Raw genomic sequence first — 17,311 nt, 5'->3', positions numbered from 1 at the left:
CCGCTGTTCTGGATGATCATTGCCGGTGTCCTGGCTTACGAGTACCTGTAGATTCCTCAGGAATCACAACCGCTTGATCAGTCGGCTCACCGTCATTGACTGATACTCATTACCGCGCACAGTACGCAGCCCAGCCCTGTTCAGTTCGTCAGCAATCTCTCTCGTAGTCATACCTGCAGCAACCAGCGGTTTAACGATACCCCTCAGCTTCTCTGCTCGCTCGTCAGCCTGTTTCTTGACTGCCTCATTACTAGCCTTATGCCCTGCTCTCTTGCCTCCCAGCTTTACGCCACGAGCCTTAGCAGCGGCCAGAGCCTGCTTGGTACGCTGACTGATAAACTCCCTCTCCTGCTCAGCCAGAGCGGCATACAGGTGCAGCTGGAACTTGTCAGCGTGAGGCATACAGGCAACCTTCACATCCACTGTCTTGATCACTGTCGCGATGTCAGCAACGTCACGGGACAGCCTGTCGAGCTTGGCCACCAGCAGGACAGCCTTGTTACGCCTTGCGAGATCAATCGCCTTCTGCCGCTCCTCCTTCACTGCTCCAGTGTCCTTGCCGGTAACGACCTCCGTGAAGGTGCCGAGGATTGTGTAGGGCTGGCCTGAATACTGATTGAGGAAGATATCAATGTCCCGCTCCTGAGCCTCCAGACCAAGGCCTGAGGCGCCCTGCTGTGCTGTAGATACTCTACGGTAGATGACGTACTTGATCATTGCTATCGGCCTGTCCTTGCTGGTTGTCGGCATTATAAAAACACAGAAGGACAGGCCTTGCAACATACTCAACCTACGTAGGGTTCCGTTGCAGCCAGTAAATGCGGGGGATGTTACGGGTGCTGAGGAGGTCTTGAGGATGTAAAGGAGGCACCCCACGGGGGGAACTCAGCCTTTTATAGATTGAGGTCTTGGGGAGAAATTTTTGCAGCTAGAAAGTTTGCGTCCCTTTACGTATTCCTGATCAAAGCCTAAGGTTTCCTTCTGTGATATCGCGGTCACGCCGAGTTCCAATACGATCGTTCAAGAACCTAAATAGGAAACAAGGATGAGTATTTCAGGTATTAGCCTCCCAGGAATGCAATTGGCTGCATTGGTGATAATGGTATCCAGCGTAGTCGTCCATGTGGCACTCGCGCTTGCTATTTTCCGAGACAGCGAAAAACTGCACAGCGAAACTGCCGAGATGCCGCAATTCGTTGGGCCAGTCGTATGGGGATTGGCCGTACTAATATCGGGGGTCGTAGGAGCTACCGCCTACTGGGTTATCCACTATTCCAATTTACGCGCTGACAAGAATTAACCACCACACAGGGCAGCCTCGAGACCAATCCCGAGGTTGTCCACACGATGTCTCAGCCTCTGATGTGACATCCCTGCCAAGTCTGCCCACTCCTTGAAACTCCTGGTCTCATCGAATACCTGACACAGTCTGTTGGATGTCCTGTTGTTCGCCTGCTCCTTGGGAGTTGCCCAGCGGCAGTTCTCAGGACAGTAGTCACCGGCATTATCGATACGATCTAGCGTGTGAACGCTGCTCGGCTTCTCTCCCATGTCTTCAGCAAAGTTCCAGAAGTCCTGCCAACGCTCACAGACTCTGATGCCCTTCGCTCCATACCATCGGTAGGAATTGCTGTTGGTACTGTTACAGCGGTACAGCATTGCATTCCAGGTTGGGTACAACGGGTGGTCGTAGTGACGTCCTGTCGCTCTCGTGGGCGTACCGAGGACAGCTAGACGTCCTGCCCTCTCCCACTTCTTCCTGAAGTTGTAGCAGGTTCTACAGGCAGTCCTGAGGCCTCCTGTTCCGTTGCGGTTAAATTCGCTATGTTGTTTCTTCTCTCCGCACTGGGAGCATCGTTTATGTTCTGATTTCATATGGTTCCTTGGGTGGTGATAGGCTTGAGGTTTGTTATGGATTAACTAGGGATGGGGGGTGTCGATGGAAGTTTGGGTAGCTTTGGTTACGGGAGTTTTTACGCTGCTGGGCTATACGCTTAGTTGGGTACCGGCGTTCGCTAAGTGGTACATGAGGGATAAGCGAGAAAGGGTTGACCGAGATTACATGCGGTACATGTTGAACCAAGATGGGTCTGAAGCCGGTCCGTTCTGCCTGCCATGTCACGAGCAGCATGACAAATTATTCACGCTAAGAGATGAAGGCAACCAAGAGTGGAGATGTCACAACTGTCGCCAATCGTATGGACCGGGATCGATTGACAACTTCGACTACAAGAATTCGAGGAGAGCTGTTAGCTACTGAAAAGTTGTGTAGCAATGGGTTCCTTCCGACTCCTGAGGCTATCAATTTGCTACATAAAATGGCATCATAATGCTACACAAAATGAAACTAACGCCAATCGACATTGCCATAAGCTATTGATTAGCAAAGCTTTTTAGATAGCAGAGAAAAGTACAGAGGCATCGAGGGTTCGAATCCCTCCCTCACCGCCACATACAAAAAAAGCCCCATGCGAAAGCATGGGGCTTTTTTTGTATCCGATGACAGGGGTTTGTTCTAACTCTGTTCGACTCGGAGGCGTGCAACGCCGTAGAGCCGCGAGCGAAGCGAAGCGCATCCCGACCGGTAGCCCACTAAAAGCACCTCACCTTGGCCGAAAGCATGGGGCTTTTTTGTATCCGATGACAGGGGTTTGTTCTAACTCTGTTCGACTCGGAGGCGTGCAACGCCGTAGAGCCGCGAGCGAAGCGAAGCGCATCCCGACCGGTAGCCCACTAAAAGCACCTCACCTTGGCCGAAAGCATGGGGCTTTTTTTGTATCCGATGACAGGGGTTTGTTCTAACTCTGTTCGACTCGGAGGCGTGCAACGCCGTAGAGCCGCGAGCGAAGCGAAGCGCATCCCGACCGGTACCTACTAAAAGCACCTCACCTTGACCGAAAGCATGGGGATTTTTTTATTTGCTGCCCCGTCCTGAAAGAGGTTGATACTTTTGGGGTCTATTTAGAGATCCCTAATTCTCGAGCTGAGGCTCTTGCAACGCAAATTTCCATATGGCCGTTTTTCCTGGACCTACAACAAGCTCCGAGCTACCTATGCGCTCAATATGCCGGTCCGCAACTGAACGGTTCAAGATAAACCTAAGCTCTGCCAATCCATACATACCACCTTCGGAGTGAAAGAGAGCAATCTCTGCTTCCTGGCCTATCAGGCGTGTCACCCCCTCACCCTCAGAGACATTGTACCCAGCAGCGAGAAACAGTGGCATTGAATCAGGGATACTTTCCCTGGAAACGTGGAAGGCGATATATCTCGTGTCTTGGACAAGCTTTCCACGATAATCATCGCTGTTATATCTCTCACGGCTGACTAAATCCCACTCCCCTTCAGCAACTTCTTTTTCGGCCGCAGGATGGTCTAAATATTCTTTTACATATTCCATGAGCCAGAAATAAGCCCCTCTGTTTTCGACCTCTAATCCGAGAGCATGGAACCAGTCTATCTCCTCCCCATCGAAATTGCGGCTGCGCAAACTCCTAGAATAATTAGCGCCATCCCTCTCTAAATGACGCTCTATTTTATCGACATCGCCGATACGGTCAGTTCCGAAAGCGAGCCCGACCGCACCCGGTATGCCTCCCTTAAGGTCACCTGCGCCGAAGAGTTCTATATATGTCGATTTACCTGTAAAGTATCGACCGGTCCAACTACTACCGCCATCCGCCCTCACCGTTTTCTTTTCATAATCGATGAAATCAGCCAAATAGCTAGACTGCTCGATAGCATCGATAGTCTCACGGTCAACAACCGCATAAAGATGATTTACAAACGCAACCTGATTAGGGTGAGCGTAAATATTTGCTGCAGAAACAGAGAGTACTATCGACGCAACTAACGACATCCATTTACTCATGACCTTCTATCCTTATTTTTGAGCTCTGCACAAATGGCCAACGAGCGAAATAAAAACAATATCTTCAGTTAAACCAATAAATTACTACAGAAAACAGCCAAAAATCTATTCAGGTCACCTTGCACCTGACTCATCCTGCATTCTAATTCATGCTTCCAAGCAACAACCGGGTACATGCGATTTCAGACATTTATAAGTTTCTGCCGCGACCTAGAGATATTCAGACCATACGCATCAGGCATATAAAAGCAAATTCTAATGATGAAAGCATGGGCGCCGAGGCGCCCACTGCCGGATTTCGCGCATCAGAAGGAAAATTTGTACCCTACTGACAGATTGAGCATCCACGGATCATAGATGTAATCCCCGGAATAGGACTCAAAAATCGGCTCTACATCCGCGGGCGGCGGAACGTCATCAAAAAGTTGCAACCGCATATCTGTCGTGGCTCGCGTGTAAACCGCAGCGAAGTTCAGCAGCCAGGCGCTGTCGTGTCCGAAATTGAAATCAACTCCCGCTTGCCAGGTATAGCCCCAGGAGGACCCCAGATCGAAGTCGCCGCGCAGGCCAAATTCAGCCAGGTCATCCTGCACTATGTTATTGGGCCCACGCTCGCCGAAGTGGGTATAGCTAATCCCACCACCCACATAAGGCTGAACCAGGCAGCTCTCATCGAGCGGGTAGAATTTCAGGCTCAGGGTAGTGATATCAGCATCAAACCGGGCGACATCACGATATTCGACATCTTCAAGATCATCGAGATCCAGTGAAAAAAAGTCGTCCGCGTGCGTGCTGGTATGGTTGTCGCCGTCCATATAGCCAAGTTCGATGCCCCAGTGCTCAATCGGTTGCCACTCCAGGTTGAGATACCAGCCCCACTCGGAACCCGGGTCGACCGTAGAGCGAAACCCGTCGAAATTCTCGAAGGTATCATCGACAAAGCTGACCTTGTCATCTCCTGCGGAAATATAATATCCGCCAGCACGGACAATAAAGTCCTGCGGCCCGGTGAGGCCGAGGCCGTTCGCCGAGACGGTACTGCTAAATGCCAAAGCCAGCGGCGCCAGAACTGGCGCAAATTTGAACATCCTTTTCATTCAAGGCAACTCCTTTTATACCCATGAAATAAAAAGTGTAATTCACCCATTTTCGACTTACCGAAAACAGTAAGCTTTAGACGCCAGAATAGTACGCATGACCCGCTTACGGTCGCTCCCTTTCCCTGCGCCCAATCCCACCCCAGCTAGCTGTCTATACTCCAGCCCAAATACTCATGGACCAGCCGGGTGAAGAAGCACCATGCGCACTGTCAAAGCCTACGCTGCAACCGAAGCCAATGGACAATTCGCGCCATTCGAGTTTGAGCTCGTTGAAATCGCATCGGATGAGGTGGATATTGCAGTCGAGTCCTGTGGCATCTGCCACAGTGACCTCAGTATGCTGGACGACGAATGGGGCATGGCGGAATACCCGCTGGTTCCCGGCCACGAGGTGATCGGGACCGTTGCGGCCGTTGGTGAGCAGGTCACCCATCTGGCTGTAGGAGACCGAGTGGGGCTCGGTTGGCATGCGGGCTATTGCATGACCTGCGACCAGTGCATGGGCGGCGACCACAATCTCTGCGGCAGCGCGCAACCCACCATTGCCGCCCGCCATGGCGGCTTCGCCGACTTCGTTCGGCAAAGGCGAACTGCGTCACCTGGGCCTGAAATTCGCAAACGCCTGGGGCTGCCATGTCACGGCCTTCACTTCCGAATCCAAGCAGGAGGAAGCACTTGCGATGGGCGCCCATGACACCGTCAACTCGCGCGACCCGGCAGCGATTAAAAAAGCGGCAGGCCGCTTTGATCTGGTGCTGTCCACGGTCAATGTACAGATGGACTGGAATGCGGTTCTGGCAACGCTCAAGCCCCGCGGTGCACTGCAGATGCCCGGCGCCGTAACTGCACCACTGGATATCAACCTGCTGCCGCACATGATGTTCAGCCAGCTGTCTGTGGGATCCTCACCCGTTGGCGCACCGGTGGTCATACGCCGGATGCTGGAGTTCGCCGCCAGGCACAATATCGCCCCAATCAATGAGCACTTCCCAATGAGCAAGGTCAACGATGCGTTCGAGCACCTGCGTAGCGGAAAGGCGACATGTTAAGCCGGACTATCTACGATTCTTGCAACTCAAATGTCCAGGTAGCTATTTCACCAGGGCCAACGCGGAGCTCGGAATTGCCAATACGCTCCAGGTGCTGCCCTGTCACTGCACGATTCAGGGCAAACCCAAGCTTGCCCAATCCTCGTTTCCCGCCCTCGGCATGGAAAAGATCGATCTCTGCTTCTTGTCCGAGCAGGCGCGTTAATCCATCGCCCTCCACGACTTCGTATCCAGCTGCCAGAATGAGCGGCATTGCTTCCTGGATGCTCGCCTTATCGATATGGAAAGCTACATAGGCAATGTCCCGGACGAGTTTCCCGCGATAGTTATCATTCAGGTATCGCTCCCGACTAATCCGGTCCCAGTCACCTTCGGCAAGCTCCTTATTCGCCGCAGTGTGATCCATATAATCAGCAACATACTCCATGGCCCAGAATTCCGCGCCGGTATTTTCCATTTTCAATCCGAGGTCATGAAACCAGTCAACCTCCTCCCCATCGAAACTTCGCTTGCGCATTTCCCGTGAAAAACGCGCGTCATCCTTGCGCATATGACGCGCCATTCTCACGATATCGCCAACTCTCTCGGTACCAAACGCAAGTCCGATATTCCCCAACTCCCCACCTGCCACATCACCCGGACTAAAGAACTCGATATACGTCGATCTGCCGCTCAGATAACGGCCAGTCCAGCTTTCCTCGCCATCGGCGGTTACGGTCAGCTTTTCGTAGTCAATGAAACCCGGTAAGTAGCTGGACTGCTCGATCGCATTCACCGTCTCAATATCAACCACGGCATATAGGTGATTCAGGAAGGCGATTTGCTTGGGGTGCGCAAGGGTATTTGAAGCCGACGCTGCGAATACCGCAGATACAGCGTATAAGATCCACTTATTCATAATGTCCCATCCAGATATGCGAGCAGTCGAGAGCTACGCACAACGTCAACTACCCAGAATGTGCTCACTTGTTATATCGGAGGTGAAATAGTCGCGACAATATTTTATGTTGTCAACGAGACAGGTCATAAAGACGTACCCATGGCACCCTATGCCACAAACTGTTAGCAAATATATTTTGGGCAAGATACGATCGAAAAACGGTTTTATCACCTTTTTTCGTTCTCAGCACCTGCGAAAAAACACCAAAGGCACCGGCTAGCGCCCTTCGACCGGCCAATAATGGAAAGAGTAATGAAACAAGCCTTGATCAATTCGGTATTTGTAACGCTACTGGGATTACTATCGGCTCTCGCCCTAGCACAGGTTTCCGATACCGCGAAGGAAACGGCAGCGTATGCGGTCGAAACCTATGCGCAAGCCATGACAGACACTCTGGCGGAGCTGGTCGAATACCAAACGGTTGCCTCTGCCAAGCTATCACTCGATCAAAACCCAGAATTCGTCGGTTTCAAGAGCAGCCTGGCTCAGCACGCCGAAGCGCTCGGGCTTGAATACGAAGACCATGGCCATGTAGTTATCGTGGCCATAGGTAGCGGTAAAGAGAAGGTGGGCATCCTAACCCATGGCGACGTAATGCCAGCCGACCCGGCCAAATGGGAAGCAAGCCCGTTTTCACTTGATACCCAAAGTGAGCCCGGCAAGTTAATCGCCCGCGGTGCCGAGGATAATAAGGGGCCAATTGCCACCGCCCTTTATGCCATGAAGGCCATTCAGGATCGCGAGCTAGCCCTGAAGCGTCGCGTTGAGCTGCTGATTTACCTTGCCGAGGAATCCGACTGGGAGCCTCTCAGAGCATTTCTGGAGAACTATCCCGTCCCTCAGTACAGCATCACCATCGATGCCGTGTACCCGGTAGTAACCGCAGAGAAAGGCTGGGGTGAAGTACAGGTAACGGCGATAGACACCGAGTCGATTCCCGAGGACGGCCCCTACCTCGCCGAGTTTTACGGTGGCTATTTCCGCGGTCAGGTGCCCGATGAGGCCCATGCCACTGTCATCAATGCCGACCCGCAGCTGAAAGCCGCAATCCGGTCCCGCGCCGCCGCACAATCAAACATTAAGTATGAGTTTCGTCAGGACGGGGATCGCTGGCTCATAACGACGCGAGGAAAATCCGCACATAGCGCCCAGCCACAGCATGGCATCAACGCGATCACCTTCCTGGCGGCGGCTCTGGGTGCCCGACGGTGGCCCAACAACGCAGCCGGGGCGACCGTGGACTACTTGAACCAGCTGGTGGGAACCGGTGTCGAAGGGGCCAAGTTTGGCGATATTGCTTACACTCATGACTTTATGGGCCCCCTGACGGCCACGGTAACCATGGTCAAGCCCGGACTGAACGGCCTCACAACCTACCTGAATCTCCGCAGGCCCGCCGGCAAGGCGACCAAGCAGTTAGAAAGTGAAATACGCACGGCCCTTTCTAACTGGCAACAGCACAGCGGTGCCCGATTAGCCGGCATCCAAATCGATTTGGATGAAGAGCCCCTGATCGTTAAGGATGCAGGCCACATTCAACCGCTGCTGGCGGTTTTTCGTCACTTTTCAGGGATGGAAGATGCCAAGCCCATCGCTATCGGCGGCTCATCCAATGCCAAACTGCTACCTGACGCGATTAGCTTTGGCCCTTCAATGCCAGGTCAGATTTACACCGGGCATACAGAGCACGAATTCATCACCGAGGAGCAATTCCGCCTCAACTTGAAAATGTACACTGCGATGATGATAGAGATTGCCAACTTGTGACAGATTTAAACGAATGGTATCACGCTAGGTATTACCTGCCGCTGCTATAAACTTTGCTCAACTAAATGGCACTGTTACGCTTCGGCACTGTCTCAACAGAAGACCTCGTTGATGTGGTCAATCCCATAATTTACTCCATAAGCATTACAAGTAGAGTTTCCGATCAATGCCCTGGATTTTCCGCGCAATACTGAGCGTTGCCTTCATCGCTTCCAATATGGCGCTTGCCGCCAGTGATGACCGCATCAAGTACTACGACATCCTGTACGAGGCGCAGCTAGAGGCAGGAAACGAAGTTGCGCGTGTCTCCATTACTTTAAAAGGCGCAAAGCTGCCGAGCCGTCTGACGTTGCACGTAGATCCTGAGCGCCACAAAAATGTTACGAGTTCGGGCGGAGTAAAAATCAACAATGACGAAGTTATCTGGGAGCCGAATCCCGGCACTTCGACCCTTACTTACGATTTTGTAATCGACGAAATCAAAGCCTCCGGACGATATGACTCTCGCATCACTAATAAGTGGGCTATTTTTCGCAGCGATAAACTGGTTCCGCCAATTTCAGCCCGCGCGGCGAGAAGCCTGCAATCGCGGGCAACGCTGGCAATGAAGCTGCCTGGCGAATGGAGCGTGCTTGCACCCTACAGCAAAAACAAGCGCGGGGATTTCGAACTTAAAGATCCTGGTCGCCGCTTTATTCGCCCCAAAGGCTGGATGATTGCCGGGGAAATCGGCAGCCGGCAGGATGTGATCGATGGCACCAGCACGGTAATCGCGGCACCTCTTGGCAAGGGCGTACGGAGGCAAGACACCTTGGCGTTTCTGAGCTGGACGCTACCGGACCTGAAAAAAGTGTTTCCGGAATTCCCTCAAGAACTTTTGATCGTCATGGCCCGCGACCCCATGTGGCGCGGCGGACTCTCCGGAACCCGGTCCCTGTTTATGCACGCCGACCGGCCGCTGATCTCCGGCAACCGTACCAGCAGCATACTGCACGAGTTGATTCATGTGGGAACAGGCATCCGCGGCGACAAGGAGAGCGACTGGATCGTTGAGGGTATCGCCGAGTACTACTCGCTGCAGACGCTGCGCCGGAGCGGAGGCATCAGTGAACGGCGCTTTCAGCAAGCGCTTGAGAATCTCGCAAAATGGGGGACGGAGTCGCCCAACCTGCTGGTTAAAAGTTCTTCAGGGCCGGTTACCGCGCGGGCTACTGTCGTATTGCACGAGATCGACCAGACTATCCAGAAATCCAGCAATGGCAACCGCAGTCTCGATGACGTGGTCACCGCCCTGGCCGCTGAGCGTGGCGAAGTGACGCTGAAAAAGTTTCGCGCGCTCGTCGAGGAAGCCGCAGGCAACCGCGTGCCGCAACTGGACAGGAAGTTTCTTGCAGGCAATGACTAATAGTCATTGCCTTTACCCTGAATTGCACATTAGCAATCATGCTTTTAGCTCGCATAGGGGGCAGCAAAGGATTCTGTCGTGTAGCGACTGACCCTCAGTTCCGCGGGGAAATAATCTCCCGGCAATCCCGCTTTTAATTTCAATTGACGCAGAAAGTCTTGCGGATCCGGCAAGGCTACCCAAACCACCGGCAGGAAAGTACTGCGCGCAGACCCCGCCTCAAGCACCAGTCCATCCGTGCCGGGTCTCAGCTGTGCCAGCAGTTCTTCTTCCGTCGTGAATTCCATTGGTTGCGCGGACGAGAGCACTGAGATCTGCACCTGCAGAGTGGCAAGTTCCCACGCCTCCAGGGGTGCAAAGCGATGATCCCGGCTCGCCGCAGCATGCGCGTTACTGGCCACGTCCGAAACAAGAGGTCGGTGCGCTTCTACAGTACCGAGGCAAGCCCGCAGTTCATCTCCTCGCTTGATGCTCACAAAGCTCGCACACTGTTGCTGCAACGCTACAGGGTACTCGGCAACAACGGGCTCGATTCTTGCGATACCAGTCACGCCGGACTCAATGAATTCCCGCGCAACAGCAAGCAGCAATTCCTGCTCCTCTTTCTGGATCTTATACCCGGTCACGGCTCACCAACTTCTTCCTGCCAAAACAGGTAACTGCCATACCCAACAACCCGGTCTTTTGGACCGGCGGTATCTCCACTGTTGCGCTGATCGAGGGTCTGACAACGAAGCGCCCTCTGATGTGCCTCCTGCAAAAAACCGCGCAGTGGAACACGACCGCACGCGTCGCCCGCTCCTATTCTGGCGCCATCCAGCGCTTCAATTGCCTCTGAAGTTGCCCGGTCCATTTTCGAGGCCGTGGCATAGTCCAGGTAGTGACTCAGATCGGAACTGATCAGGATCAGGGTTTCATCCCCACCCCAGAGTTGAGCAATCACTTCCGCCACCGCCTCCACTCCGGTATCCCCCGCCACAATGGGAACCAGGGTAAAGTCACGGAGGGTTTCCTGCAGAAACGGCAGCTGTACCTCGAGGCTGTGCTCGAGCGCATGGGCCTGATCCAGCCTGCGAACCTGCGGCAACAATTCAAGCCTGGCAATTATCTCCCGGTCTAATGGGATATCGCCCAGCGGGGTACTGAAAAAATCGGCTCCGGACGTGGCGAGCCCAACAAAACCCATGGTGTGCGCGGGTCCGAACAGCGCGACCCTTCGTATCGCATCTGCGTATGGCCGCAATGTGGCGTATGCGCTGGCCGCTACCGTGCCCGAATAGATATAGCCAGCATGGGGCACCACCAGCGCCTTGGGGCGCCGGCCAGCTTCGGGTGCAGCATCAGCAAGAAAGCCCCGCAGCACCCGCCGAAGTTCGCCGGCATCGCCCGGATAAAAGGTACCGGCCACTGCGGGATTGCGTACCTGAGTCATGATTTCCGCTCTTGACCACACTAACCTTTTTATAAGGTGAAGCACCGGTCTGAACCCAGCCCTGATAAGCACACTCGCTTCGCCCATCGAGTCATTTTTATGGCACAGGCACACGCCCTTCAAGCGACTGACATCACCGACCTGGGGCTCGATCCCCGCAATGTGGTCGACACCCGCTACTGGCACACTCTGGAAGACGGTCGGCAACAGTGCGACCTGTGTCCGCGATTCTGCAAGCTGAGGCCCGGACAGCGCGGCCTCTGCTTTGTCCGTGCAAACCTGGATGGGCGTATCGTCCTCACTACTTACGGTCGCTCCAGTGGCTTCTGCGTGGATCCGATCGAGAAAAAACCCCTCAACCATTTCCTTCCCGGCACCCCGGTATTTTCTTTCGGCACGGCCGGCTGCAACCTCGCATGTAAGTTCTGCCAGAACTGGGATATCAGCAAGTCGCGCGAAATGGACACCCTCGCCGACGCTGCCAGCCCTGAGGCAATCGCAGAAACTGCGGCAAAACTCGGATGTAAAAGTGTGGCCTACACCTACAACGACCCGGTGATATTCCACGAGTACGCCATCGACGTCGCGAGGGCCTGTCGGGCAAAAGGCATCCGCTCCGTGGCCGTGACTTCCGGCTACGTCTGCCCGGAGCCCCGCGCCGAGTTCTATCGCAGCATCGATGCCGCCAATGTGGACCTTAAGAGTTTCCGCGAGGACTTTTACCACAAACTGACCGGCGCGCACCTGGAACCGGTACTGGACACCCTGCGCTATCTGAAACACCAAACGGATGTGTGGCTCGAGATCACGAACCTGATCATTCCAGGCTGGAACGATAGCCGCGAGGAGCTCGAAGCCATGACCCGCTGGGTGGTAGAGGCGCTAGGCCCGGACGTGCCAATGCATTTCAGTGCCTTTCACCCGGATTGGAAAATGCAGGATACGCCCTCTACCCCGCCAGCCACGCTCAGGCAGGCCCGTGAAATCGCGATCGGAAACGGGGTGCGCTACGCCTACACCGGCAACGTGCATGACCCGGATGGGCAGACCACCTACTGCCACAGCTGCGGTAATAGCCTTATTGGCAGGGACTGGTATCAGTTGAGTGACTGGAATCTGACCGACAAGGGCACCTGTAACCGGTGCGATACGCCCTGCGCGGGCGTCTTTGCTGGTACCCCTGGCGACTGGGGCGCAAGACGCCAACCCGTTCGTATACACACATCGCCGGCCAGCTGACGCCAGGTTCCTCCCCGGAACGCAAGACGAAAAAAATCCAGCCGGTGCATCCAAAGCACGGTCGCAGCGCATCTATTGAGGGAACAATGACTGATTCCGGCTGCATTCAGTAGCCGAGACAGGCCTAGCGGGATTAGGGAAATGAAGAAATATATAAAGGCTGGAGCACCAGTGCTGGTGCTCGCCATGGGGTTTTCAGTGGTTCAGCTACTGGCGGCAGCAAAACCTGCCCCGGAGAAAAAACAGGAAGAGCAGCGCCCGGTATCACTGCTCTACACCACAGCACGTGAAGAGTCTGTGCACCTCGCAGTTGCCACGCAGGGGGAAGTGCGCGCGCATACAGAGATCGACCTCACCGCGCAGGTTGGCGGGCGCGTAACCGCTATTTCAGAGCACTTCGCGGAGGGCGCCAGCTTTGCTTCAGGACAGGCGCTGATCGAACTGGATGATTCGGATTACCGCCTCGCAATGGCTCGCGCGGAAGCGGGTGTCGCCCAGGCCGAAGTCTTGCTACTACAGGCCAAAGCTGCCGCCGAGATCAAGCGCAAACAGTGGCTGGCGGCCCATCCCAACAAGACGCCCACCCCGCTCCAGGTAAATCAGCCCCAGGTTGAGGAAGCGGAGGCACGCCTGCGCTCCGCCAAGGCAGAGCTGGCGGACGCCAAGCTCGACCTTGCCCGCACCAAAATCACGTTGCCGTTCGATGGCAGGGCGATCCAGCGCAATGTCGGCGTAGGCCAATATGTCACCCCGAATACGGTACTGGGCCGCGTATTTTCGACCGATCGTGTCGAAATCCGCCTGCCGCTGACAGATGCACAACTGCTGGAACTGGAACTTCCAATGGGGTTTGTAGCAACAGAGGACAGTCCGGGGCCACAAGTAACGCTTTCCGCAACCATTGGCGCGAGCCCTCGCGAGTGGCAAGGCCGGATAGTTCGTACCCAGGCCGCCGTCGATCGTGAAACCCGACTGATTTACGCGATCGTGGAAGTCAAAGACCCTTACGGTAGCGGTGCCCGACACGGTGCACCACTCGCTGTGGGCCTCTACGTAACTGCGGAAGCAGAAAGTGTGCGCGCTCGCCAGGCGGTGGTACTGCCGCGAGATGCGCTGCGCAATGCCGACAAGATCTACGTGATAGATGAGGAAAACCGCCTCGATATCCGCACAGTCGAAGTACTGTCTACTTCCGAAAACCGCATTGTCATTGGTTCAGGCATAGAGAGCGGAGAACGCGTCGTCACCTCTACAGTCGCCAACCTGGTTGACGGTATGGAAGTCCAGCCCATCATCCAGCTCGCACAAAAATAAGGGCAACTGCGCATGAACAAATTGATTGCATGGTGGGCACGCAACAGCGTTGCCGCGAACCTCGCCATGGTTGGCATTTTTGTCGCGGGTATTCTCAGCTTCGGCATAATGGAGCGCGAGATGGATCCGCAGGTTCGTTTCCCCGGCCTGGAAATCCAGGTGAACTGGCCCGGCGCTGCCCCCCAGGAAATTGAGGAGCAGATTGTCGCTCGTATCGAAGAAGCCGTCAGCGACCTGGATAATATCGAGTGGGTGCGTTCCAGCTCCGGCGAAGGCGCCGGCGGCGTCTATATCCTGGCGGAATCCTCCGTCGATTTTTCCCGCTTCATGAACGAAGTCAAGATCCGGGTCGATGGTATTTCATCTTTCCCCCGCGGTATCGAGCCACCCCAGGTGCAGCAATGGGTAAACCGCAATGAGTTTATTCGTGTTGCGGTGCACGGCGACCTCGACGAAAGGGGGCTGAAGAGGCTGGCAGAGGAATTACGCCGCGAGGCCGCTGCATTACCGGCAATCTCCCTGGTGGAACTGTTTGGGGTGCGCCGCGAAGAGGTCTCGATAGAAGCCAGTGAGAACGCACTGCGACGCTACGGCATGACTTTTCAGGAGCTCGCCGATGCCATTCGCGCAAGCTCGCTGAACCAGTCTGCCGGTACGGTGCGCACCGATGTCGGTACCTACCAGCTGAAGGTCCGTAACCAGGCCGATAGTGAACAGGATTTTGCCAGCATCATCGTTCGCCAGACTGCAGACGGCGGCACGATTCGCGTGGGCGATGTTGCCAAGGTGGTGGACGGGTTCGAGGACAACGAAATCCTCGCCACCCTGAACGGCGAACCGGCCGTTTTGCTGCAGGTCATGACGACCGAGACGATGGATATTGTTACAGCGTCGGAATCCATTCGGGGCTGGATTGAAAAACGCAGTAAAACGCTTCCGGCAGGTGCAGAACTGACACTCTGGACCGATAACGCCGAAGACTTCAAGGGGCGCCTGAATACCATTGGCTCCTCCGCCTTCCAGGGCTTGCTTCTTGTACTTCTGGTGCTGGTCTTCAGCCTGCGCCCGATTGTCGCGTTCTGGGTCGCCGTTGGCATCGCCACCGCTTATGCCGGTGCATTTATCTTGCTGCCGAGCGTTGGCGTATCCCTCAACATGCTGTCGACATTCGCCTTCCTGCTGGTACTGGGTATTGTCGTGGACGACGCGATCGTGGTGGGTGAAAGCATCCACACCGAGTCACATGATCCCAAGTACCAGCAGCCAGGTGGCAGCCTCAATGCCGCGATACTCGGTACTCAACTGGTGGCAAAGCCAGTGGTTTTCGCCGTGATCACCACCATCCTTGCATTCCTGCCCTGGATCTTTATCAGCGGCTCCACCAGTGAATTTACCCGGCATATCACCTGGGTAGTAATTCTTGCGCTGGTATTCTCTCTGGTCGAGTCGCTGCTCATTCTGCCGGCTCACCTGAGAAAGCTGAAACCACGGACCGAGCTCGGCCGTTTCGGAACATTCCAGAAGCGTATTGCCGACGGGATCGTAAACTTCGCACAGCGCCACTACCGTCGTGCCGGCCAGTGGGCCGTAGACCGGCGCTACCTGACACTGAGTATCTTTATTTCTACCCTGATGATTGGCTTTGCCCTGTTCGGCAGTGGCTGGGTCAAGAAAAGCTTTATGCCGGATATTGAATCGGACCAAATTTCCGTAAATGTGACCATGCCGGAAGGTGCACCTTATAGCCGTGCGCTTGAGGTGCTGGCCCAGTTACAGGACGCGGAAAAGCGCCTTGAAGAAGAAGTCAACCAGCGTACCGACGGCCAGGGCGCCCTGATTGAAAACTGGTATACGCGCTCCCGCCGCGATAGTGTCATTGCGATTGTGCAGCTGGCGCCGCCGGAGGTCCGCGACATGTCCGCCAAGGACGCCGCCCTGCGTTTGCGGGAATTGCTCGGCGATATACCGGATGCGAAGGAAGTGTCGGTACAGTATTCCCTGAACGATAACGGTCCCGGCTTTGAGCTCTCAATCCGTCACCCGGACCTGGAAGTGCTGCGCGCCGCTACTGCAGACCTGCAGGCGCAACTGCGTACCTTTGAGAACCTGTACGATGTGCGCAACGATCTCGAGGGAGCATCCGAGGAAATTCGCATCGACCTGAAGCCGGGTGCGGCAAAACTCGGCCTCACGCTGGCTGAAGTGAATCGTCAGGTGCGTCAGGCCTACTTTGGCGAAGAGGTACAACGCCTGCCCCGCGCCGGACAGGACGTAAAGGTCATGGTGCGTTACCCGCTGTCGTCCCGCAGATCTATCGAGAGCCTGAAGGATTTTCGCATTCGTACAAATGACGGTCGCGAAGTACCACTGCTGGCTGTTGCCGAGCTTGAATACGCTCCGGGTATCAAGCGTATTCAACGCTGGAATGGCAACCGCGCAGCGCGGGTCATGGCAGACCTTAAGGATGATGTTCGCAGCGACATCATGAAGGACCTGGACGAGAACTTTTTCCCGGAATGGGAAAAGCGTTACCCGGGCATCAGCCGTGGAGCAGTTGGCCAGGCCGAAGGTGAAAAGCGATTTATCCAGGAGGTCCTGGGCCTCTACACCATGGCATTTTTCGCGATGTACAGCCTGCTGGCGGTAGCCTTCCGCAGCTATTTCCAGCCCATCCTGATACTGGTGGCCATTCCGTTCGCCTTTGTTGGCGCCATCTTTGGGCACGGTATCATGGGGATGACGATGGCCATCTTCAGCTATTTTGGTATCGCCGCAGCGGCCGGCGTGGTGGTCAATGACAACCTGGTGCTGATGGATCACTGCAACCGTTTGCGCGAGAAAGGCATGGACCCCATGAAGGCGATCGTGGAAGCCGGTGTTGCGCGGTTCCGCCCCATTCTGCTCACGACAGTGACCACCATCGTCGGACTAATGCCGATGATGCTGGAGCGCAGCATCCAGGCAGCCTTCCTGCAACCGATTGTGGTAGCGCTGGCGTTCGGTGTATTTATCGCGTTTTTTGTGACGCTGCTTCTGGTGCCGGCCATGTATGCAATAGGCCAGGATATGTCGCGGACCTCGAGCTATATCAAAGCATCGGCCCTGCAACTGGCCAGCCGATAGGGTAAAAAAAGCGGGGGTCCTGCCCCCGCTTTCTCTCACTCTCCAAACCATTTCCCCGGCTTTCTCGCCAG

The 17,311-nt window shown here is 55.1% G+C and carries 13 protein-coding genes; 7 read left to right on the top strand and 6 right to left on the bottom strand.

Annotation, left to right across the window (positions count from 1 at the left end):
• Positions 1 to 63 precede the first annotated feature (63 nt).
• From QSJ80_RS06455 to QSJ80_RS06445, 3 genes are all read right to left on the bottom strand, one after another.
• Entirely contained in the window at positions 64 to 717 is a 654-nt protein-coding gene (locus QSJ80_RS06455; protein WP_285763588.1) for a recombinase family protein, read from the bottom strand.
• Between the two features lie 2,254 nt (positions 718 to 2,971).
• The gene (locus QSJ80_RS06450) at positions 2,972 to 3,871 is read right to left on the bottom strand and encodes a DUF5829 family protein (RefSeq protein WP_285763587.1); all 900 of its coding nucleotides are present in this window, start codon (positions 3,869 to 3,871) and stop codon (positions 2,972 to 2,974) included.
• 305 nt (positions 3,872 to 4,176) lie between these two features.
• Entirely contained in the window at positions 4,177 to 4,968 is a 792-nt protein-coding gene (locus tag QSJ80_RS06445) for an OmpW/AlkL family protein (RefSeq protein ID WP_285763586.1), read from the bottom strand.
• 202 nt (positions 4,969 to 5,170) lie between these two features.
• On the opposite strand from QSJ80_RS06445, the gene QSJ80_RS06440 reads away from it, so the two are divergent.
• Positions 5,171 to 5,665, top strand: a complete 495-nt coding sequence (locus QSJ80_RS06440) for an alcohol dehydrogenase catalytic domain-containing protein (protein ID WP_285763585.1) — start codon at positions 5,171 to 5,173, stop codon at positions 5,663 to 5,665.
• Positions 5,562 to 6,020 carry a zinc-binding dehydrogenase gene (locus QSJ80_RS06435; RefSeq protein WP_285763665.1) on the top strand — a complete coding sequence of 153 codons (459 nt, stop codon included), beginning with the start codon at positions 5,562 to 5,564 and terminating at the stop codon, positions 6,018 to 6,020. Before QSJ80_RS06440 ends, QSJ80_RS06435 begins: the two co-directional genes overlap by 104 nt.
• Positions 6,021 to 6,030: 10 nt before the next feature.
• Here QSJ80_RS06435 and QSJ80_RS06430 read toward each other — a convergent pair whose 3' ends face one another.
• On the bottom strand, positions 6,031 to 6,918 hold the full coding sequence (locus QSJ80_RS06430) for a DUF5829 family protein (RefSeq protein ID WP_285763584.1): 888 nt from the start codon (positions 6,916 to 6,918) through the stop codon (positions 6,031 to 6,033).
• A gap of 294 nt (positions 6,919 to 7,212) precedes the next feature.
• Here QSJ80_RS06430 and QSJ80_RS06425 point away from each other — a divergent pair, with 294 nt between their 5' ends.
• Together QSJ80_RS06425 and QSJ80_RS06420 are read left to right on the top strand one after the other, a co-directional pair.
• Positions 7,213 to 8,727: a dipeptidase gene (locus tag QSJ80_RS06425; RefSeq protein WP_285763583.1), complete on the top strand. Its 1,515-nt coding sequence runs from the start codon at positions 7,213 to 7,215 to the stop codon at positions 8,725 to 8,727.
• A 166-nt stretch (positions 8,728 to 8,893) separates the two neighbouring features.
• Positions 8,894 to 10,132, top strand: coding sequence for a hypothetical protein (locus tag QSJ80_RS06420; protein WP_285763582.1), 1,239 nt, complete (start codon positions 8,894 to 8,896; stop codon positions 10,130 to 10,132).
• Positions 10,133 to 10,176: 44 nt separating this feature from the next.
• Here the strand turns inward: QSJ80_RS06420 and amrA are convergent, their stop codons facing one another.
• Both amrA and amrB read right to left on the bottom strand, forming a co-directional pair.
• Positions 10,177 to 10,758 (bottom strand): AmmeMemoRadiSam system protein A, encoded by a 582-nt coding sequence (gene amrA, locus QSJ80_RS06415; RefSeq protein ID WP_285763581.1) that lies wholly within the window; start codon positions 10,756 to 10,758, stop codon positions 10,177 to 10,179.
• Positions 10,755 to 11,564, bottom strand: coding sequence for an AmmeMemoRadiSam system protein B (gene amrB / locus QSJ80_RS06410; RefSeq protein ID WP_285763580.1), 810 nt, complete (start codon positions 11,562 to 11,564; stop codon positions 10,755 to 10,757). The genes amrA and amrB overlap by 4 nt, the downstream gene beginning before the upstream one ends.
• A gap of 99 nt (positions 11,565 to 11,663) precedes the next feature.
• Between amrB and amrS the strand changes: the two genes are divergently transcribed.
• The 3 genes from amrS to QSJ80_RS06395 all read left to right on the top strand — a co-directional run bounded on the left by amrS (position 11,664) and on the right by QSJ80_RS06395 (position 17,240).
• On the top strand, positions 11,664 to 12,803 hold the full coding sequence (gene amrS, locus QSJ80_RS06405; RefSeq protein ID WP_285763579.1) for an AmmeMemoRadiSam system radical SAM enzyme: 1,140 nt from the start codon (positions 11,664 to 11,666) through the stop codon (positions 12,801 to 12,803).
• A gap of 141 nt (positions 12,804 to 12,944) precedes the next feature.
• Positions 12,945 to 14,117: an efflux RND transporter periplasmic adaptor subunit gene (locus QSJ80_RS06400; protein ID WP_285763578.1), complete on the top strand. Its 1,173-nt coding sequence runs from the start codon at positions 12,945 to 12,947 to the stop codon at positions 14,115 to 14,117.
• Between the two features lie 12 nt (positions 14,118 to 14,129).
• On the top strand, positions 14,130 to 17,240 hold the full coding sequence (locus QSJ80_RS06395) for an efflux RND transporter permease subunit (protein ID WP_285763577.1): 3,111 nt from the start codon (positions 14,130 to 14,132) through the stop codon (positions 17,238 to 17,240).
• The last annotated feature ends 71 nt before the right edge of the window (positions 17,241 to 17,311 follow it).

The sequence above is a fragment of the Biformimicrobium ophioploci genome (assembly GCF_030270605.1).
GTDB classification, from domain to species: Bacteria; Pseudomonadota; Gammaproteobacteria; order Pseudomonadales; family Cellvibrionaceae; genus Biformimicrobium; species Biformimicrobium ophioploci.
The sequence above is the reverse complement of the archived record's forward strand: the minus strand, read 5'-3'. Positions and strand labels throughout refer to the sequence as shown.